20 protein-coding genes and 1 tRNA gene are annotated in these 20,179 nt (G+C 66.1%); 12 read left to right on the plus strand and 9 right to left on the minus strand.

What is annotated here, in order from left to right:
* Position 1 precedes the first annotated feature (1 nt).
* The 5 genes from Q8814_RS09115 to Q8814_RS09135 all read right to left on the minus strand — a co-directional run bounded on the left by Q8814_RS09115 (position 2) and on the right by Q8814_RS09135 (position 6,362).
* On the minus strand, positions 2-1,486 hold the full coding sequence (locus Q8814_RS09115) for a peptidoglycan D,D-transpeptidase FtsI family protein (protein ID WP_330151687.1): 1,485 nt from the start codon (positions 1,484-1,486) through the stop codon (positions 2-4).
* Positions 1,483-2,931: an FtsW/RodA/SpoVE family cell cycle protein gene (locus Q8814_RS09120; RefSeq protein WP_330151688.1), complete on the minus strand. Its 1,449-nt coding sequence runs from the start codon at positions 2,929-2,931 to the stop codon at positions 1,483-1,485. Before Q8814_RS09120 ends, Q8814_RS09115 begins: the two co-directional genes overlap by 4 nt.
* Positions 2,931-4,463, minus strand: a complete 1,533-nt coding sequence (locus Q8814_RS09125; protein WP_330151689.1) for a PP2C family protein-serine/threonine phosphatase — start codon at positions 4,461-4,463, stop codon at positions 2,931-2,933. The genes Q8814_RS09120 and Q8814_RS09125 overlap by 1 nt, the downstream gene beginning before the upstream one ends.
* Positions 4,460-4,921, minus strand: coding sequence for an FHA domain-containing protein FhaB/FipA (locus Q8814_RS09130; RefSeq protein ID WP_330151690.1), 462 nt, complete (start codon positions 4,919-4,921; stop codon positions 4,460-4,462). Before Q8814_RS09130 ends, Q8814_RS09125 begins: the two co-directional genes overlap by 4 nt.
* Positions 4,922-5,078: 157 nt before the next feature.
* Entirely contained in the window at positions 5,079-6,362 is a 1,284-nt protein-coding gene (locus tag Q8814_RS09135; RefSeq protein WP_330151691.1) for a DUF3662 and FHA domain-containing protein, read from the minus strand.
* Positions 6,363-6,562: 200 nt separating this feature from the next.
* On the opposite strand from Q8814_RS09135, the gene Q8814_RS09140 reads away from it, so the two are divergent.
* Positions 6,563-6,645, plus strand: a tRNA-Leu gene (locus tag Q8814_RS09140).
* A gap of 572 nt (positions 6,646-7,217) precedes the next feature.
* Positions 7,218-7,646 (plus strand): MarR family winged helix-turn-helix transcriptional regulator, encoded by a 429-nt coding sequence (locus Q8814_RS09145; protein ID WP_330151692.1) that lies wholly within the window; start codon positions 7,218-7,220, stop codon positions 7,644-7,646.
* Between the two features lie 31 nt (positions 7,647-7,677).
* Here Q8814_RS09145 and Q8814_RS09150 read toward each other — a convergent pair whose 3' ends face one another.
* Entirely contained in the window at positions 7,678-7,965 is a 288-nt protein-coding gene (locus Q8814_RS09150) for a hypothetical protein (protein ID WP_330151693.1), read from the minus strand.
* A 309-nt stretch (positions 7,966-8,274) separates the two neighbouring features.
* Between Q8814_RS09150 and Q8814_RS09155 the strand changes: the two genes are divergently transcribed.
* On the plus strand, positions 8,275-8,793 hold the full coding sequence (locus tag Q8814_RS09155) for a hypothetical protein (RefSeq protein ID WP_330151694.1): 519 nt from the start codon (positions 8,275-8,277) through the stop codon (positions 8,791-8,793).
* Positions 8,794-8,980: 187 nt separating this feature from the next.
* Complete coding sequence (locus tag Q8814_RS09160; protein WP_330151695.1) at positions 8,981-9,115, plus strand: hypothetical protein; 135 nt, start codon at positions 8,981-8,983, stop codon at positions 9,113-9,115.
* A 57-nt stretch (positions 9,116-9,172) separates the two neighbouring features.
* Here the strand turns inward: Q8814_RS09160 and Q8814_RS09165 are convergent, their stop codons facing one another.
* Positions 9,173-9,478 (minus strand): alpha/beta fold hydrolase, encoded by a 306-nt coding sequence (locus Q8814_RS09165; RefSeq protein WP_330151696.1) that lies wholly within the window; start codon positions 9,476-9,478, stop codon positions 9,173-9,175.
* A 44-nt stretch (positions 9,479-9,522) separates the two neighbouring features.
* Positions 9,523-10,086 carry an alpha/beta fold hydrolase gene (locus tag Q8814_RS09170; RefSeq protein ID WP_330151697.1) on the minus strand — a complete coding sequence of 188 codons (564 nt, stop codon included), beginning with the start codon at positions 10,084-10,086 and terminating at the stop codon, positions 9,523-9,525.
* A gap of 101 nt (positions 10,087-10,187) precedes the next feature.
* Here Q8814_RS09170 and Q8814_RS09175 point away from each other — a divergent pair, with 101 nt between their 5' ends.
* From Q8814_RS09175 to Q8814_RS09210, 8 genes are all read left to right on the plus strand, one after another.
* Complete coding sequence (locus Q8814_RS09175) at positions 10,188-10,865, plus strand: TetR/AcrR family transcriptional regulator (RefSeq protein ID WP_330151698.1); 678 nt, start codon at positions 10,188-10,190, stop codon at positions 10,863-10,865.
* A gap of 176 nt (positions 10,866-11,041) precedes the next feature.
* Entirely contained in the window at positions 11,042-13,246 is a 2,205-nt protein-coding gene (gene helR, locus Q8814_RS09180; protein WP_330151699.1) for an RNA polymerase recycling motor ATPase HelR, read from the plus strand.
* Positions 13,247-13,354: 108 nt separating this feature from the next.
* A complete protein-coding gene (locus tag Q8814_RS09185; protein WP_330151700.1) occupies positions 13,355-13,837 on the plus strand; it encodes a nuclear transport factor 2 family protein in 483 nt (160 codons plus the stop codon).
* A 1-nt stretch (position 13,838) separates the two neighbouring features.
* Positions 13,839-14,669: an SDR family NAD(P)-dependent oxidoreductase gene (locus Q8814_RS09190; RefSeq protein ID WP_330151701.1), complete on the plus strand. Its 831-nt coding sequence runs from the start codon at positions 13,839-13,841 to the stop codon at positions 14,667-14,669.
* A 59-nt stretch (positions 14,670-14,728) separates the two neighbouring features.
* Positions 14,729-15,460 carry a Clp protease N-terminal domain-containing protein gene (locus Q8814_RS09195; RefSeq protein ID WP_330151702.1) on the plus strand — a complete coding sequence of 244 codons (732 nt, stop codon included), beginning with the start codon at positions 14,729-14,731 and terminating at the stop codon, positions 15,458-15,460.
* Positions 15,461-15,498: 38 nt separating this feature from the next.
* Positions 15,499-16,134, plus strand: a complete 636-nt coding sequence (locus Q8814_RS09200; RefSeq protein WP_330151703.1) for a superoxide dismutase family protein — start codon at positions 15,499-15,501, stop codon at positions 16,132-16,134.
* Positions 16,135-16,221: 87 nt separating this feature from the next.
* Positions 16,222-17,703: a carboxylesterase/lipase family protein gene (locus tag Q8814_RS09205; protein ID WP_330151704.1), complete on the plus strand. Its 1,482-nt coding sequence runs from the start codon at positions 16,222-16,224 to the stop codon at positions 17,701-17,703.
* 35 nt (positions 17,704-17,738) lie between these two features.
* On the plus strand, positions 17,739-19,886 hold the full coding sequence (locus Q8814_RS09210) for a catalase (RefSeq protein WP_408015867.1): 2,148 nt from the start codon (positions 17,739-17,741) through the stop codon (positions 19,884-19,886).
* A 112-nt stretch (positions 19,887-19,998) separates the two neighbouring features.
* Here the strand turns inward: Q8814_RS09210 and Q8814_RS09215 are convergent.
* The coding region (locus tag Q8814_RS09215) for a hypothetical protein (RefSeq protein WP_330151705.1) at positions 19,999-20,179 on the minus strand (181 nt) is incomplete at its 5' end.

Here is a 20,179-nt window from a genome sequence, read left to right on the forward strand (position 1 = left end):
GTCAGCCTCCCTGTAATCCGGCCGCCATCACGGCCCGTCCGATTGGCGCGGCAACCGAGCCGCCGGTTGCCGCGAGTGCCCGGTCTCCGCCGTCTTCCACGATGACCGCCACCGCGACCGTGGGCTGTTGCGCGGGGGCAAAGGCGATATACCACGTGTGGGGCGGGGTGTTACGGGGGTCGCTGCCGTGCTCGGCCGTACCCGTCTTCGACGCGATCTGTACGCCCGGAATCGAACCCTGACCACCCGCATTGTTTTCCGCGCCGATCATCAGGTCGGTCAGTGTCGCGGCGACCTCGGGGGACATGGCCTGCCCGGCCGACTCGGGAGTGGTTTCGTCGATCACCGCGAGGTCCGGTCCCTGCAACCGGTCGACGAGGTACGGCTGCATCCGGACGCCACCGTTCGCGACGGTGGCCGCGATGACGGCGCTCTGCAGCGGAGTCAGCGCTACGTCGCGCTGGCCGATGCTGGACTGGCCGAGCGCGGCGCCGTCCGGGATCTGGCCGATGGTGCTGGGCGCGACCGGCAGCGGCACATCGATGCTTTCACCGATGCCGAAGGCTTCGGCCTGCTCCGCGAGGGCTTCGCGTCCGCTCGCGATGCCCATCTCGACGAACGCCGTGTTGCAAGAAAGCGCGAAGGCGGTGCGCAGAGTCACGGTCGCCTCTCCTCCGCACGCGGCGCCGCCGTAGTTCTCGAGGGTCGTCGCCGTGTCGGGCAGAGTGATGTTCGGTGCGGCCGTGAAGAGGCTGTCGGGCGTGACCCCGGCTTCGAGAGCGGCTGCGGTCACGACGACCTTGAACGTCGAACCGGGTGGGTAGGTTTGCGAGATCGCGCGGTTGAGCATCGGCTTGTCCGGGTCGGCGTTCAGTTCGTCCCAGGCCTGCGACGTGACGGCGCCGTCGTGTCCCGACAACCGGTTGGGGTCGTAACTCGGGGTGCTCACCATCGCGAGGATGCGACCCGTGCTCGGTTCGATCGCGACGACGGACCCGGTGTAACCGCGGGAAGTCATTTCGTCGTACGCGACCTGCTGCATGAGGGGGTCGATGGTGCTGACGACATTCCCACCGCGCGGATCGCGGCCCGACACGAGGTCGAAGAATCGGCGGCCGAACAGCGAGCTGTCGGAGCCGTTGAGCACCGAGTCCTCGGTTCGTTCGAGTCCCGCGCTGCCGTACTGCATCGAGTAGAACCCGGTGACGGGCGCGTAGGCGAGCGGGCTCATGGGTTGTGTCGGCGTCGCCGGGTACTGACGCAGGTACTTGTAGCGGCTGTCGGTGGGTACCGACACTGCCAGGGCCTGGCCGGCAGCCGAGATCTGGCCGCGCTGACGCGAGTACTCGTCGATGAGCACGCGAGAGTTCCGCGGGTCGGTGCGCAGGTCGTCGGCCTTGATCACCTGCACGTACGTGGCGTTGGCGAGCAGTGCGACGACCATGAACATCACCGCCGTGGCGACTTTGCGGAGCGAAACGTTCATTCGCGCCCCATCATTTCCGTCGGGACGTCCGCAATGGGCGGAGGTGCCTTCTTGCGGGGTGTGGCAGGTTCACGGGCGGCGTGGGAAATCTTCATGAGCAGGGCGAGCAGCAGGTAGTTGGCGAGCAGGGACGAACCGCCGTACGAGACGAACGGGGTGGTCAGTCCCGTCAGCGGAATGAGTTTGGTGACGCCGCCGACCACCACGAAGATCTGCACGGCGAGGGTGAACGACAGGCCGGCGGCGAGAAGTTTGCCGAAGCTGTCGCGCACCGCGAGGGCTGTGCGCAGCCCGCGCACGATGAGGGTCAGGAAGAGCAGCAGGATCGCGGTGAGCCCGATGAGACCGAGTTCTTCACCGATGGCGGCGACGATGAAGTCGGTCTTCGCGAACGGCACCTGCGAGGGTCTGCCGCTGCCGAGGCCGGTGCCCGCGACACCGCCGGTGGCGAGCCCGAACAGCGACTGGGAGATCTGGTATCCGGTGTTGTTGTAGTCGGCGAGCGGGTCCATCCAGGTTTCGACGCGCACCCGCACGTGTCCGAACATCTGGTAGGCGAAATAGAAGCCGACGGCAAGCAGCGTGAAACCGATGATCAGCCATCCGACGCGTTCGGTCGCGATGTACAGCATCACCAGCACGGTGGTGAACAGCAGCAGTGAGGTGCCCAGATCCTTCTCGAACACCATCACGCCGATGGAGATGATCCAGGCGGCGAGGATCGGGCCGAGGTCGCGGGCTCGCGGGAAGTCCATCCCGAGGAAATGCTTGCCCGCGGTGGTGAACAGGTCGCGTTTCGCGACGAGCACCGATGCGAAGAAGATGATGAGCAGAATCTTGGCGAACTCGCCGGGCTGGATGCTGAATCCGGGAAGCTTGATCCAGATCTTGGCGCCGTTGACCTCGGAGAACCGGGACGGCAGCAGCGCCGGGATGGCGAGAGCCACCAGCCCGATCAGACCGAGTGTGTAGCTGTAGCGCGCCAGCAGCCGGTAGTCGTGCAGAAACACGAGTACCGCGATGAACAGGGCGATACCCAGCGCTGTCCACAGCACCTGCTGGGTGGCGTCCGGTGACGGTGGCGGCAGACCCATGAAGCGGGCGCTCTCCTGGTCCGCGAGGTCCAGTCGGTGGATCAATACCAGGCCGAGCCCGTTGAGCAGCGCCACGATGGGCAGCAGAAGCGGATCGGCGTACTTCGCGAATCGGCGCACCGCGAGATGCGCGATGAGGAACAACCCCGCGTACGTCAGGCCGTACTTCGCGAGGTCCATGGTGAGGGTCTGCTCGAGACCGGCCTCGACGAGCATGAGGGACACGGTGGTGATGCCGATCGCCGCGAGGATCAGCAGCAGTTCGGTGTTACGGCGGGTCGACTGGAGCGGGGCCGGAGCAAAACCACCCGGGGGACTCGGAAAGGCCCCCGCGCCTTGGGATACCGACATCAGGCGCCTACCCTGCAGTTCTGACCAGGGATCTGAGGGGCGGGTGCCGGTTCGGGCGCGGCGGTAGTTTCCGGTGCCGCCTCGGCCGGTGGTGCCGCCGGTAGAGGTTCGCCGGGCGCCGTGGGTCCACCCGGTTGCGGTTCACCCGGCGCCGGTGTCGGGGGGACCTCGCCCGTGGCGGGCGGCTGACCCGGCAGGGGCGCTCCGGGTGCCGGTTCTCCGGGCAGGGGACCCGGCGCCGACGAGGTCGGTTCGGCCGGCGGCTTCTCCTCGACCACGCACACCGGCAGGAGATCCTGCTCGGCGAGGCGGCTCATCTGCGTGCGGGTGTCGTCCAGCGAACCCGAGGGCAGCCCGGCCCGCACCTGTTCGCGCGCCGCGGGCTGCAGGTCTTCGACGACCATGACCCGGCACTGGGCATCGGCGGGCGACACGAGGGTCAGTTCACCGTCGTCGTCGAGGCACCCGACCAGCGCTGCGTCCTGCAGCGAATAACCGAACACGCTGCCGGGCACACCGCGCAGCACGGTCACGCGGGCGTCGTCGGCGCCCACGTAGTAGTTGTTGCGGATCAGCTGTCGGCCCACCAGCACCGCGGACGCCACGACCGCGATGAGCAGAACAGCGACGAGCGGCCACCACAGGCGGCTGTGTTTCCGCTTCGGGGGCTCCGGTGCCGGAGTGATCACGCGCTTGGGGGTGGCCCGTGGGGGGCGCATCGCCGCCGCGCGGCCCGCAGCCGTATTCGGCGGTGGGGCGTCGTCCTCGTCGTCGGTGGACGCGGCGCCCGCGACGATGGGATGACTCTGGCCGTAATCGAGGTCGATGACATCGGCCACCACGACCGTGACGTTGTCGGGACCGCCGCTGCGCAATGCGAGCTCGATGAGCCGGTCGGCGCACTCGTCGTGAGTGCCCTCGCGCATCGTGTCGGCGATGGTCTCGTCGCTGACCACATCGGACAGGCCGTCCGAACAGATCAGATACCGGTCGCCGGCGCGTGCCTCGCGCACGGTCAGCGTCGGTTCCACCTCGCTACCGGTCAGGGCCCGCATGATCAGCGAGCGCTGCGGGTGCGTGTGGGCCTGTTCCGCGGTGATGCGGCCCTCGTCGACGAGCGACTGCACGAACGTGTCGTCGCGGGTGATCTGGGTCAGGTTGTTGTCGCGCAGGAGATACGCGCGGGAATCGCCGATGTGCGCGAGACCGAGCTTGCTGCCGGCGAACAGGATGGCGGTGAGCGTGGTGCCCATGCCGTCGAGTTCGGGCTCCTCCTCGACCTGGTCGGCGATGGACGCGTTGCCCTCGCGGACGGCCGCGGCGAGCTTGCCGAGCAGATCGCCCCCCGGCTCGTCGTCGTCGAGGTGAGCGAGAGCCGCGATCATCAGCTGGGAGGCGACCTCACCCGCGGCGTGCCCGCCCATGCCGTCGGCGAGCGCCAGCAAGCGGGCACCGGCGTACACGGAGTCTTCGTTGTTCGACCGAACGAGGCCGCGGTCGCTGCGGGCGGCGTAACGCAGTACGAGTGTCACGGGCGGAGCTCGATCACGGTCTTGCCGACCCGGACGGGTGTGCCCAGGGGGACGCGGACAGCGGTGGTGACCTTCGCCCGGTCGAGATAAGTGCCGTTCGTCGAGCCCAGGTCCTCGACGTACCAGTCCGAACCTCGGGGAGACAACCGGGCGTGCCGCGTCGACGCATAGTCGTCGGTGAGGACGAGCGTCGAATCGTCGGCACGGCCGATCAGCACCGGTTGAGTGCCCAGCGTGATCCGGGTACCGGCGAGCGCGCCCTGCGTGACCACCAGATATTTGGCGGTCTTGCCCCTGCCCAGCGACGGTAGAACCGACTGCTTGGGCGAATATCGCGGCAACGGTCGGGCGCTGCCGGCGTAGATGTCGGAACGCAAGGTGCGGAGCACAGCCCACACGAACAGCCACAGCAGGAGGAGGAAACCCGCCCGGGTCAGCTGCAGAATCAGCCCCTGCACGGCTTGTCCTCCTTCTGCGTGTTCGACCGGTTCGCTGTCGCCCGGTGCGGTGCGGTCACCCACAATACGGACATCGGACGACTCGATACAGCGTCCGACGCGTCACAGACGCGTCGGACGGTCTCGTCGGAGCCGATTGCTCCTGGATACCCGCTGATCAGAGGATGCGCACCAGGATCTCCGAGTGTCCCGCGCGGATCACATCACCATCGGCGAGCTGCCAGTCCTGGACGGAAGCGCCGTTGACGGTGGTGCCGTTGGTCGAGCCGAGATCCGAGAGCATTGCAACCTGCCCGTCCCACTGGATGTCGATGTGACGTCGTGAGACACCGGTGTCGGGCAGGCGGAACTGGGCGTCCTGGCCACGGCCGATGATGTTGCTGCCTTCTCGCAGCTGGTAGTAGCGGCCGCTGCCGTCCTCGAGCTGGAGGGTGGCCGTGAGAACACGTCCTGCGCCGGCCGGAGGCTGGTAGGCGGCCGCGCCCGCGTAGCCCTGCTCGGCGTAGCCCTGGTCCGCGTAGCCCTGGTCGTACGCGGGTTCGGCGTACGCCTGCTGACCGTAGGCCTGCGGTGACTGGTAGCCCTGGTCGTAACCGCCGGGCGCGGGAGCGTATCCCTGCTGCTGGTAGCGGTCGTCGTACGGCTGCTGCGGAGCGGCGTACGGCTGCTGGTAGTCGCGGTTGTAGTCCTGCCCGTAATCCTGGCTGTAGGCCTGCGCGCCGTAGTTGCGGTCGTCGTAGCCGCCCTGCGGGGCATAACTTTGCTGGTAGCCCTGCGGGTCGTACTCCTGCTCGCCGTAGGCGGGAGCGTCGTATCCGGCCTGCGGCTGCTCGCTGTAGGTGGCCTGCGCCGGGTAACCGGAGCCGTTCTGGTAGCCCTGTGCGTAGCGCTGATCCTGGCCCACCTGCGCGTGACCGTTCCGGGCGTACTGCGGTTCCGCCTCGGCGGGGTCACGGCTGGGTTCGTAGCCGGGGTTCTGCGTCATGGGGCCAACTCCTGGTTCGGGGGTCACGGTTGGACGATTCTGCGGTTTCCGCGGGGACGAGGCGCGCGTCGCTGAGCGCCCCGCGTCGGGATCGACCGAGCCGCGAGTCCGGAACTGCCCTGTGTGCAGTGCCGAGGACGACTCGAAGACAACCTGTATGTCACCGTAGGTCTGCCATTCCTGTTCGCGGATGAAGTCCTCAAGGTGACGGGCAAACGCCTTGACAGTCAAGTCCCGATCCGCGGCCAGGGCCTCGTGATCGGAGTCGCTGATGGTGATGACGTACTTGTTGGGGGCCAGAATGAGACCCCGATCGAGATGCTGGATGCCGTCGGTTGCCTCCTGCTGAAGCGCGGCCTCCACTTCCTGAGGGACCACACCGCCGCCGAAGACGCGGGCGAATGCGTCGCCGATTGCAGCCTGAAGCTTGCGCTCGAATCGTTGGGCGATGCCCATGGCGACCCCCTTCCGGTCTCAGCGTGTCGCAATGCAGATCTCGCCACTGCATGGTATCCACTTTCCCAGAAATCGACGTCGCGGATTGTCTCGCGTGTTCAAGTCGACATCTCCGGCCCGTCGACCGAAGCTCGAATATGGCCGTGACCAGCCGAATCGTAGTTTTCCAGATCCTTGTGTTACTGTTTTCTGCGTTGCTCGGGCGAGTGGCGGAATGGCAGACGCGCTGGCTTCAGGTGCCAGTGTCCTTCGGGACGTGGGGGTTCAAGTCCCCCTTCGCCCACAGAGTGCAGTTCCACGAACTGCGACGGACGAGGTCACGAACTCGAAAGAGATCGTGACCTCGTTTTCGTTGTTCACCCCGGCGCGTATGCATTCCGGCGCGGTGAACAATTCTTCACCGCAGTAATACCTTGCGTAAACAACGATTCACCGAGCAACCCTCGAGTCTTCGGATCGCTGATATTCCTCACGCCGGCGGCGGTTGGGACACGGCTGCTGCTGTCCTTTGCTGAGTTGTCCGTGCGTGGCGACGCGCGCGTTCTTTGTCCAACCGGAATTCGCGAGCCCTGCAATGACATACCGACGTCCGTCGACCTTCAGCGGCGAGACGGGTGTCGATCTCGGCTCTCCGGAGATGCGGCCGGGAATCGTGATGATGTTGAATCGTTCCGAGCGGTATGCCGAGACGGGCCAGGAACTTTACGACGCTGTTCGCAGGTCTCTGCCATGCGGGCAGCGTCCCGGTGGCAGACATATGACTCCCTCGACGGGATCGGCGGACTGGGGGACGGACCCGGTACAATCCTTCCATTATGGGATAGTCCCGTAATGGAAATATACGACGGAGGGTGAATGGTGTCCAGCACGAACAGCGCCCGCATCCGGCGCGCCCTCCAGGTTGCCCTGGTCAATGCGGTACTCGGCAACGAACGCATCGCACGCGAGTTCGATCTGCTCGTCACCGACTTCCAAACTCTGCACCTGCTCGTCCTGCGGGAAGACGTGCGTACGCCGAAGCAGCTCAGCCGAACAACCGGATTGCCGACCAGCACCGTGACGCGCGTTCTCGATCGGCTCGAACGCAGCGGCTACGTACGGCGCGTGCACGACCCCGAGGATCGGCGGCAGATCAATATCGAAATCGACATGGGGAAGATACAACCGATCATCGATCGGTACGGTCGCTACACCGACGCTCTCGCCCGCGCCGATGCCGAATTCAGCGAAGAGGAACTTGGCATCGTCGCCCGCTACCTCGAACGGACCGGCTCCACTTTCTGAACTCTCGTGGTCTTCCTCGAGAGCGTCCCGGTCAGAGGAGTGAGACCCGCATCATCTCGGTGCGGGCGACGGCGCGATCACGCTCGCCGGCAAGGGCCAGTCGACGCTCGTCGCTCATGTAGCCGTCCAGTGCGTCCTGTGACTCGAAGGTGAGCATCTGAACCTCCAGAGGGTGCCCCTCCGCACCGTCCGTGATTGCGCGCTGCAGCAGGCGACCGCCGTGGTCGGCGATGAGCCGAAGAACCTTGTCCTCGTATGCGGTCAACGAGCTTGCCATCCCAGGTTTCGGCCACAGCAGTACACAGAGCGAGATCGACATGGTCAGAACCTACTCGCGTGAAGATCCCTCGAATGTGATTCAGATCACTAACCGCTGGGTTGTTTCCGGAGTGACTCGTGAAGTTCTGGAGATCAGCAGGACATTTCGACCAATCCACGCGGATCGTCGGGAAATCCTGCCGAAGCGGGTTTGGGCGCGACGCAGCAGGGAAATCTGTTTCCCTGGCACCGATCTCGTGAGGATCGGCAGTGGGCCGGATGACTTGCGGGGCAACAGTTTGTGGGTCATGGTGCGAAGTGCACACCGAATTCCGAACAACGGGATTTCCGAACAACGGGAGGAAACAGGATGCGCAAGAACGCTGGACGCATTGCCGCGACGATGCTCGCGACGGGTGTGGGGATGGGTCTCGCCGGTGGGATCGCCGGGGCGGAGGCGTCGAACCCCGATCTGCCGGTCCGCTACGACGCGAAGGGCACCGACCGGTGCTCGGTCGACTTCACCATCCACAACGACACCAACAGCGACGCCCACGAAATCGACTTCCGGGTCGATGGTGAACCGCTCATCAACCCGGGTGTCGGCTCCGGAGACCTCGGCCGATTGGCCGGACTGAAGGCCGCCGTCCATCCGGAGGCGCCCAAGGGCGGCTACCGTTCCGATGCGCCGACCCAAACCGTGATCCACACCGTGAAGCTCGGCACCCCCGATCAGCTGGTGACCTTGCCGAATCCGTTGTCCGACACACACAAGGTCGAGTACCGGATGATCCTCGGACCCGAGGCGGACCACCGGGACGGGGACTGGCACGAGGTGACCATCAGCGGTTGCAACCCGATCCAGAGCGGTTCTGCCGGCCTGTTCTGACATGTCTCAACGGTCCCGGGGGGGGCGGAACTCCGTCCTCCCGGGACCGTGTTGTGCAGGGCGGGAGACTTTTCTGGCCCACGCGACTCCGTGATCCGCTGCTGGACACGGCATCCGGCTGTAATGTCAGCGCCGGCGACTGCAACCCGGTCGCGGACTCTGTCAGGGTGACGTGAGGAGTGGGGACATGGGATCGATCGAAATCATGAATTGGCTTCAAGAAGGCGCGAGTGCCGGCGACCCGATCCGGGGGCCGCTCTACGTCGCGGCGTTTGTCCTGATCGGGTTGTACAGCGTGATCTTCGAGGGAGCAGTGATCTGACCGACGGGAACGCGCTGTCACCCGGCCCCGCACTCGACCGAGTGCGGGGCCGATTCATCACTGTGCACTTCGGGGCGCCGAGTCCGCCAGGCCGCGGATGGCGGCAGCGAGTGGCTTCCACGTGTGTTCGGGTAGTTCGTGCCCGACACGAGGAAGGATCAGGGTGCGGGCGTGGGGAATTCGCGACGCGATGGCGTGGGCGGCCCGGATTTTGATCAGTGGATCGTCTTCTCCGTGTACGACCAAAGTGGGGTGTGTGATCTCGGTGATCGCCGGACCGCTCCATTGGGCACCGATCTGCCGGCTCTGCGCGTCCTGGTCGTGAACCCCGCTGTCCGGACTGTCTTCCAGTGCCGCGCGCACAGCAAGGTCGTCGAACTCTCGATTCGGTGAAGCCAGTAGTTGCGCTACCGTGACACCGCTTCGATCGCACCCTCACGGGTATCGGGGAACTTCAGTCGGGCGAACTTGGCGAGCGTGCCCAACCGGATGTAACGCAGGGTGCGCAATCCGGTGACATCGCCCGGGACGGCGGCGATCGACGTGAGGGAACGGACTCGGCCGGGGTGCCGAAGGGCGATGCGCTGGGCGACCGCGCCGCCGAGGGAGACCCCGACCATATGTGCTGAAGTCCAACCCAATTCGTCGAGCACCGCGATCGCGTCGTCCGCGACGTCTTCGGCGGTGTATGCGTCGCCACGTCGGGTCAGCATCGCAGTGATCGGGTTTCGCACAGCCGTCGGCGGTAGATGCGTCGATTCACCCCCGTCGCGCTGGTCGTAACGCGCGACAGCGAAACCTTGCTCGGCCAGTTGCTCGCAGAATCCGGTGGGAACCGCGTACCGGTCGACACCCAACCCGGTGGCGATCAGCAGCGGTTCCCCGCGTTCCGGCCGGAATCGATCGAACGCGAGGCGCACTGCCCCGTTCTGCGCCCAGCGGCGCGGTTCCCACAGTCGACCGTTCGGCATGCTGAAACCTCCTTAAAGTGCGTTCGATGAACTCAGTTTTGGGATAGTTCATGACAGGGCGCGACGAACAGGGGGTCTGACGAGTGACGCAGTCCGGGAAAGTGCACCCGACAGTATGGGAACGCGTCGACGGCAGGCGCGGTCCGGCTCCGTCTCACACCAGGAACGACGTCGCGGCAGCTGCAATCGAACTGGCCGACGACGGCGGTTTGCCCGCCGTCTCCACCCGCCGGATTGCGCAGAAGCTCGGTGTGAGCCAGTCGGCGCTCTACCGCTACGTCTCGGGCCGGGACGACGTGCTCGACCTGATGGTCGATGCTGTTGCCGGTGAGATCGACCTCGACATCCCACTGCGCGGCAAGCCGATCGACGACCTCACCGGGTTGGCGACCCGGGCGAAGAACGTCCACGTGAGATACCCGTGGCTACTCGATTTTCCGGTCGAACCCATGCGTGCGGGACCTCGGAGCATCGATTTTCTCGAGTATGCCCTCCGCGCCATGGCGCCCGTCGAAGTGCCCGGTCCCGTCAAACTGCAGGCAGTCGCAATATTGAACACGCTCGTCCAGCAGTTCGCCCGCGCCGAAATCGGTGCGGGAATGGCAAGCCAGGAACGCCGGGTGGCCCAGGCGCTCTTTCTGCACAAGACTGCTCACGATGGTGGTCATCCCAATCTTGCGGCAGCACTTGAGATTCGGGATAGTGGCCTGGATCAGCCGGTCGACCTGTTCGAGTCCGTGCTGCGCCGGGTACTCGAGGGGTTTCTGTCGCCGGACTGATTCGAAACCCCTCCGGTGTGCCGTGACGTGCCGCTTCCTCGGGCACACGTCGCGTCCCTCCACTTTCAATCTATAGCGCACCGGGGGGCTTGCGGCAAGGCCACGGGTGACCCTCAGAATCACTGTTCGCAAGCTTCGACCTGCGGAAACGGTCGGCCGGTAACAGTGAGGGACACATGTCTGCGCAGAGGTACGAGGATGAATTGCGGTCCGAGCAGGGCTACGTGTCGGCCCTCTACGCAAGGCTCGATGGCGAGCGTGCACGAGCGAAGGAGAAATACAGCGCGACGTTGCGAGGCCACGACGGGACTGCGATGGATCGTGACTTCGAGGCACGTGCACTGGCCGAGGCGGTGAAGCGGCTGGATGTGGCCGACAACGGACTGTGCTTCGGCCGGTTGGATTCGCTTACGGGGGAACATTCCTACATCGGCCGCATCGGGCTGTTCGACGAGGAGCGCGACTACGAGCCGTTGTTGCTCGATTGGCGTGCGCCGGCGGCGCGTCCGTTCTATGTCGCTACCTCGGCCAGACCGGAGAACATGCGTCGGCGCCGTCAATTTCATTGTCACGGAAGAGATCTACTCGACTTCACCGATGAGGTTCTCGGTCGCCCCGGCGACAGCGAGCGAGGGAGCCACGGGGACGCCGCCCTGCTCGCGGCGGTCGATGCGCCGCGCGGTGACGGAATGCGCGACATCGTGGCGACGATCCAGGCCGAGCAGGACGAAATCATCCGGCTGGACCACCCGGGGGTGGTGGTGATCGAGGGTGGCCCGGGCACCGGGAAGACCGTGGTCGCGCTGCACCGTGTCGCGTATCTGCTCTACACCTGGCGTGAGCGGATCGAGCGACACGGTGTGCTCGTCGTCGGACCCAATTCGGCGTTCCTCAACCACATCGGTCGTGTGCTTCCATCGCTGGGGGAGTCCGACGTGGTGTTCATGACCACGGGCGACCTCGTGCCGGGGCTGCGCATCACCGCCGAGGACACACCGGCGGTCGCGCAGGCCAAGGGCTCGCTGAAGATCCTGGACGTACTCGCGGCGGCAATCGCGGATCTGCAGCGACTGCCGGAACAGCCGCTGCTGATCGATCTCGCCGACGTCACGGTCCGCATCGACGCGGAGATCGCGGAATGGGCACGCGACGAGGCGCGCACGAGTAGGCGACCGCACAACGAGGCTCGTGCGGTGTTTCGCGACGTCCTCACGTGGGCGCTCACCGAGCGGGCGATAGGCCGGATCGGCCGAGGCTGGCTCACCCGGGCGGACCGTGAAGCATGGGAACAGCTGCGGTCGGATCTACTCGACGAGTTGGCGAACGACGACAGGTTCACGGCCGCCCTCGACGGCCTTTGGCCGATACTGACACCGGAAAGACTGTTGGCACAGCTGTTCACGTCGCCGGAACGACTCCACGCGGCAGGCGCCGACCGGTCGCTCTTTCGGCCCGACGGCATCGCCTGGACAGTATCGGATGTGCCCTTGCTCGACGAGTTGGTGGACCTGCTCGGCGGTGACAGGCCGGCCGACGGTACGCGCGAGCGGGAGCGGAAGGACGAGGCCGTGTACGCCGCGGGTGTGCTGGATCTCATGGTCGGCCGCGAGGACCACATGGACGACGACGACCACCTGTTTGCCCAGGACCTGCTCTACGCCGAGGATCTGGCGGAGCGTTTCGGCGAACACGACACCCGTACATTGGTGGAGCGTGCCGCTGCGGATCGTGATTGGACGTACCGGCACGTGGTGGTCGACGAAGCCCAGGAGCTGTCGGAGATGGAGTGGCGGGTGCTGATGCGGCGCTGCCCGAGCCGGTCGTTCACGGTGGTGGGGGATCTCGCCCAGCGGCGGTCGGTGGCCGGAGCAACTTCGTGGAGTGCGGTGTTCGAACGGTACGTACCCGGTCGATGGGCCTACCGGTCACTGACGGTGAATTACCGCACCCCCGCCGAGATCATGACGGTTGCCGCAGCATTGCTCCGCGAGTTCGCTCCTGATGCCGCGCCGCCGGAGTCGGTGCGCGCATGTGGCGTCCTGCCGTGGTCCGAACGAGTTACCGAAGACGAGCTACCTCGTGCCGTCGAACATTTCGTGCGGGACGAAGCGGGCCGTGAAGGCACGAGCGTCGTGATCGGACCGCCCGATGTGCCGGGGGCGGTGGCACCGTCGGAGACGAAGGGACTGGAGTACGACGCCGTCCTGGTCGTGGAGCCGGAACGCATCATCGCCGGCGGACCACGCGGTGCGGCGGACCTCTACGTCGCCCTCACTCGCGCCACCCAGCGTCTCGGTGTGCTGCATCGGGGACCTTTGCCGCAATCCCTGATCGGGCTCGCCGAAGTCGGGCCCCCACTTGCTCGCGGACCGGTCGGTTGACGGTGCTCGGCCCGGGACGGAGAGATCCCGTCGGCCGGGATGTCCGGTAGCCCGGGAAGTTGGGCCGACGCTAATGTCCGGAACACACCCGGCAAGAAGGAGCCGAACATGTCGACCGTCGAAGAGCGATTGGCCCGCCTCGAAGCACTCGAGGACATCAAGATGCTCAAACACCGCTATTTCCGCGCCTGCGACGGGAAGGATCCCGCGGCGATGCGCGCGTGTTTCGTCGCCGCGGGCGCCGACATCTTCTACGGACCCGCGCTCGGCGGTTTCGACGGCGCGGACGGTCTCGTCGACGTCTACTCCCGTATCGCTCTCCAGCGCGCCGGCGACGGGTACGTCATCCTCGACATGCATCACGGCATGCACCCGAGCATCCGCATCACCGGCCCGGGCACCGCGACCGGTGCCTGGACATTGCGGTTCCGGCAGGTGGACCTCCGTGCCCGTACCGAACGGGTAACCGCCCTCGACTACGACGACGCGTACGTGGTCGAGGACGGCGAATGGAAGATCGCCAAGTGTCATGTGAAGACGCTGTGGTCGATCGAACGCGCCCTGACCGACGATGTGAAAGTGGTTCAGTAGCATGGACGAACGCAAGGTAGCTCTCGTCACCGGGGCAAGTCGGAGCGTCGGGAAGGGCATCGCCTGCGCACTGGGATCGGACGGCTGGACAGTCTACGTCACCGCTCGGGGACCCGTCGGCGTCGACGGACCTCTCGACGCGACGGCTGCGGCCGTCACCGAGCGCGGCGGGCACGGCATAGCAGTGCAATGCGATCACCGCGACGACGCGCAGATCCATGCGCTCTTCCGGCGCATCGCCGACGAACAGAACGCCCGGCTCGACCTGCTCGTGAACAACGTGTGGGCAAGTCCGCCCGGCTTCGCCGGTTTCACCGAACCGTTCTTCGAGCGCCCGATCAGCGACTGGGACAGCCTCATCGGTGTCGGGTTACGTGCCCACTATGTGGCCTCCGTCGACGCGGCCCGTTTGATGGTGCCGCGCAGGAGCGGGATGATCGTCAACATCTCGTCGTTCGGAACCCGCGGGTACCTGCATTCGGTGCTGTACGGCATGTCGAAGGCCGGGCTGGACAAGATGGCCGCCGACATGGCCGTGGATCTTCGTGGAACCGGTGTGACGACGTTGTCGCTGTGGCCGGGACTGGTGAAGAACGAGGCCATGCTGGCGCGCGGCATCGACAGCTTCGAAGGTTTCTCACTGGCCAACGCCGAGACCCCGGAGTTCATCGGCCGCGTCGTGGTGGCGCTCGCCGATGATCCGGAAGTGAACGAGCGCAGCGGCCACACCTTCATCACCGCCGAGACGGCGGCGGACTACGGCATCGTGGATGTCGAAGGCAACCAACCGGATTCGCATCGAGAAATTTTCGGCGGCGGGCCGCTTTTCTGATTTCCCCAATGCGTCAACCAATGATTGACGGCTGCGTTCCGTCAACCTATGGTTGACGCATGACGGAACCAACTCGCCCCACCCACCCGATCCGCCTCGACGACCTCATCGACGCCATCAAGAACGCGCGCACGGACGTCCTCGACCAATTGCAGGACGCGGTGGTCGCCGCCGATCACCTCGGTGACGTGGCCGACCACCTCATCGGCCACTTCGTCGACCAGGCCCGCCGCTCCGGTGCGTCCTGGTCGGAGATCGGCAACAGCATGGGCGTCTCCAAACAGGCCGCCCAGAAACGGTTCGTTCCCAAGAACGAAGTGGATATGGACCCGAACGAGGGGTTCGCCCGCTTCACACCCCGCGCGAAGAACGTGGTGATGGCGTCGATGAACGAAGCCCGCGCCGCCGGAAACGAAGAGATCACCCCGGCGCACCTCGTGCTCGGTCTGCTCGCCGACCCGGCAGGACTCGCCGCCCAGACGATCGTCGCGCAGGGCATCGACCTCGATACCGTCCGCCGCGCCGCGACGGAAGCCCTGCCCGTACGGGTGAAGGCGGTACCGGAACTCATCCCGTACGACGCGCAATCGCGCAAGGCCCTCGAACTGACCTTCCGCGAAGCGCTGCGTCTCGGCCACAACTACATCGGCACCGAACACATCCTGCTGGCCCTGCTCGAACTCGAGAACGGCACGGGACTGCTCACCGGCGCCGGCATCGACAAGGCGAAGGCCGAAGCCGACATCGAGGAAGCGCTCGCCGCGATCATCGCCGCGACCGGCAAGGACTGACGGCGACTGAACCCTCCGCGGAGGGGTATGTCCAATTCATGAACACACGCAGAGCTTCCCTGATTGCCGGAGTATCCCTGACCGCCCTCGTCGTCGCAGCCTGCGGCAACGACACGGCCACCGACGACGCGGCCACCGTCGAAACGCCACCTACCACCGTCGAGTCCACGGATGCCCCCACCCCGGCACCCGGAATGAGCGGCGACGCGTTCGGGTTGCCGGGTGACGACGGTGACGCCTTCACCTACGACGAGGCCGCCGTCCCCGTCGGTTCGTCGGTCGATGTCGAGTCCGAGGAAGAGGACGGCCGCACCACCGTCACGTTCACCGCGACGGGCCTCGCACCGAACCGCGACTTCGGTGTCCATGTGCACACCAGGCCCTGCGGCCCGAACCCGTCCGATGCGGGGCCGCATTACCAGAACGAGCTCGACCCGGCCGCCACTCCCGAATCGCCGTCCACCGACCCGGCCTACGCCAACCCGCAGAACGAAGTCTGGCTCGACATCACCACCGACGGAAACGGTGACGCGCAGGCGTCGGCGACCGTCGACTGGGAGTTCCGGGACGACGAAGCCAACTCGGTCGTGATCCACGCGCAGCGCACCAAGACCGGCCCCGGGGAGGCCGGCACCGCAGGCGACCGCCTCGCTTGCATCAACGAGGACTTCTGACTGCCGGATTTGCCCGCTGAGGGGTTCTCCTCGTGGAATGCTGACGACTCGAATCGGAGCGAGCCGAAGCGAGCATGAGGAGAGTCGATGGAACCCGTCGTTCAGACCGGCCGCGGCCGTGTGCGTGGAGTTGTATCCGGCGGAGTTGCCGCATTCAAGGGAATTCCCTATGCGGCGGCTCCGGTCGGAGACCTGCGGTTCGCCGCGCCGGCGCCGGTGCCGGCATGGGACGGGGTGCGCGAGGCGACGCAGTACGGGCCTACCGCTCCGAAACCCCCGTACCGGTCGCCGCTCGACCAGCTGCTGCCCGACCCGGTGATTCCCGGCGAGGACTTCCTCAACCTCAACGTGTGGACTCCGGATTTCGCGGCATCCCTGCCGGTGCTCGTGTGGATCCACGGTGGCGCGTTCGTCCACGGCAGCAGTGCCGTATCCCTCTACGACGGCAGCAACTTCGCGCGCGACGGCCTCGTCTTCGTGAGCATCAACTACCGGCTCGGCGCACCGGGGTTCGCGCTGCTGGAGGACGCTCCGGCGAACCGTGGTCTGCTCGATCAGGTCGCCGCGCTGCAATGGGTCCGCGACAACATCGCGGCATTCGGTGGAAATCCGGACCTGGTGACGATCGCCGGTGAGTCGGCCGGTGCGATGAGCGTCCTGACGCTGCTGGCGATGCCTGCCGCCGAAGGGTTGTTCCGCCGGGCTATTGCGCAGAGCGGCGCCGGACATGCCGTGATGGCCGCCGACACCGCGCGGCGGGTCGCCGCCGCACTCGCCGAGTCGCTCGAGGTCGAGCCGAGCCGAGCCGGATTCGCATCCGTCACCCCCGAAGAACTGGTCGGTGCCCAGGAGGCTCTGGTCGAACGGATCCGGGCCGATCCGAACCCCGAGACATGGGGTGAGAGCGCTGCCGATTCGAGGGCGTTCGCGCCCTGTATCGACGGGGAGGTGCTCACCGCGCGACCCATCGACCGGATCGCCGACGGTGCCTCCGCCGATGTCGATGTCCTCATCGGTACCAACACCGACGAGTTCACCCTGTTCTTCGTGCCGTTCGGGGTGGACGGCGCCATCGACGACAACCTGCTGCGCATGATGATCGGCGTGCACGGGTTGGACGTCGATGCGGCCCTCGTCGCCTATCGGGCGGCCCGTCCCGATGCGACACCGGGGCAACTGCTGATGGACGTCCTGCGCGACCGGATGTTCCGGATCCCGGCGCTGCGCGTGGCCGAGGCGCGCTGGGCTCTGGACATCCCCACCTACGTGTACCGATTCGACTGGCCGACAACAGAATACGACGGCAGACTCGGCGCCACCCATGCGCTCGAGATCGGTTTCGTCTTCGACAATCTGCGGGTGCGGGAGAGTTCGGCGCTGGCGGGCCCGAAGCCGCCCCAGGAGCTCGCTGAGCGGATGCACCAGGCGTGGGTCGCGTTCGCCAGCACCGGCCGGCCGGGCTGGAGCCGATACGGCGACAACCGGACCGAGATGACGTTCGGCCTCGACAGCGGAACGACGGACGATCCCGATGCAGAATTGCGTGCTCTGTGGGACGGGATCCGCTGACGACGGTGTTTGTGTGCGATCCGGGTGGGTAGTCGATGGCCAACGCAATCTACGGATCGGAGCAGCAAATGGCCAAGCCTCCCAAGGTGCCGGGCGTCCCGTCGTCGACCACTCCGCAGTTCGAGGAACCCACCACCCCTGTGGACGCGCCCGACGCGAAGCCGGACCAGTCCGAGCCGGCAGGCGTCACGGCCACCGCGGCGCCCGTCGATGCCGAGCGCAAGCGTGCGCAGCAGGGGCAGTACGTCACCACCGCGCAGGGGGCCCGGCTGACCGATACCGACCATTCCCTCAAAGCGGGACGTCGCGGCCCCACACTGCTCCAGGATCACCACTTTCGCGAGAAGATCACCCATTTCGACCACGAGCGGATCCCGGAGCGGGTGGTGCATGCGCGCGGCGCCGCAGCGCACGGTGTGTTCCGCGCCAATGGTGCGGCCTCGACCATCACGCGGGCGCAGTTCTTGCAGAAGGGCGTGGAAACACCTGTTTTCGTGCGGTTCTCGACGGTGCTCGGTTCGAGAGGATCGGCCGACGCCGTGCGGGACACACGTGGTTTCGCCACCAAGTTCTACACCGAAGAAGGCACGTACGACCTGGTCGGCAACAACATTCCGGTCTTCTTCATCCAGGACGCCATCAAGTTCCCCGATGTCGTCCATGCGGCCAAGCCCCACCCGGATCGGGAGATCCCGCAAGCGCAGAGCGCGCACGACACCTTCTGGGATTTCGTCACCCTCCACACCGAAGCCGCCGCGCACACGATGTGGAACATGTCCGACCGCGGTATCCCCCGGTCGTTCCGGATGATGGAGGGCTTCGGCGTCCACACCTTCCGGCTGATCAACGCCGACGGCGGGACGTCGCTGGTCAAGTTCCACTGGAAGCCCCGCCTCGGCGTGCATTCCGTCGTCTGGGAAGAAGCCCAGCTGATCAACGGGTTCGACCCCGACTACCACCGCCGCGACCTCGCCGACGCCATCGAGTCCGGCGCGTACCCCGAGTGGGATCTCGGTGTGCAGGTTTTCCCCGACAACCCCGAGCAGACCTTCGAGGGTATCGATCTCCTGGATCCCACCAAGATCGTTCCGGAGGAACTCGCGCCCGTGCAGGTCATCGGCACAATGGTGCTCAACGCGAATCCCACCAATTTCTTCGCCGAGACCGAGCAGGTTGCCTTCCATCCCGGCCATCTCGTGCCCGGCATCGACGTCACCGACGACCCGCTGCTGCAGGGCCGGCTCTTCTCCTATCTCGATACGCAGATCACCCGGCTCGGCGGTCCGAACTTCGCGCAGATTCCGATCAACCGCACCCACGCGCCCGTCAACGACATGCTGCGCGACGGCTTCCACCAGCACGCAGTGCACACCGGCGTGGCGCCGTACAAACCGAATTCGCTCGACGCCGGGTGCCCGTTCGCGGCCGGCGTGGAAGAGGGCGCGTTCATCGACTTCCCGGTGGAGCTGCCGCCGGCACAGAAGGAACGGGCGGCGTCGCGCACGTTCGACGACCACTTCTCGCAGGTCCGGCTGTTCTACATCAGCCTGTCGGAGGTCGAGAAGGCGCACGTCGCCGAGGCGTACACCTTCGAGCTCGGTAAGTGCTACGAGCAGGCCATCAAGGAACGCGGCCTGCAGGAACTGGCGAACATCGACCCCGATCTGTGTGCGACGGTCGCTGCCGGTCTCGGCCTGCCCGTCCCGGAGCCGACCATCCCGCTGTCCGATCCGACGCCGAGCCCGGCGCTGTCGCAGATCGGCTCGACGTGGCCGGTCGACGGAAGGATCGTCGGCATCGTCGCCGACGACAGCGTCGACGTCGGGGAGTTGCAGGCGGCGGTGCAGGCGCTGGACGCGGCGAAGGTGGTGCCCCTCGTCATCGCGCCACACGGCGGCATGCTCGGAGGAGCGGTGCCGATCTCGCGTACTTTCCTCACGGCCCGGTCGGTGGAGTTCGACGCCGTCGTCCTCGCGGCGGCTCCCACCGATCCGCGGGTCCGCCTCTTGGTCGACGAGGCCTTCCGGCATCACAAGGCGCTCGGTGCGTGGGGTGCCGGAACGGCCCTTCTCGCCGACAACACGGCGCCGGGTGTGGTGACGGCGGGAGACGCGAAGGCGGTGGTGGAACAGATGCTTCAGTTGCTCGGCGCACACCGAGCCTGGGAGCGTGGCACCGTGTGACGGAGTTCACCGGGACTTGGGGTTTCAAGTTCGGAAACCCCAAGTTATTCTTTCGTTACCTCTGGTCGCAGCTGATATTTCTCGCTGCGGCCAGTTGTTATTTACGGGCTTTTCACACTCCGGTGGTTGTCCGTGGATAGGCGATGTTCGTGTCGGTGAGGACGTTGAGGACGTACGGCATATTCGACGAGAAAGCGCGGTTGAGCGCCGGTCCGATCTCGCCTGGATCCGTCACCGTTTCACCGCCTGCACCGAGCGCCTTGTGATGCCGGAAGGCCTCGTCGACCAAGAGG

This window comes from Rhodococcus chondri, from assembly GCF_036327435.1.
GTDB lineage: Bacteria > Actinomycetota > Actinomycetes > Mycobacteriales > Mycobacteriaceae > Rhodococcus > Rhodococcus chondri.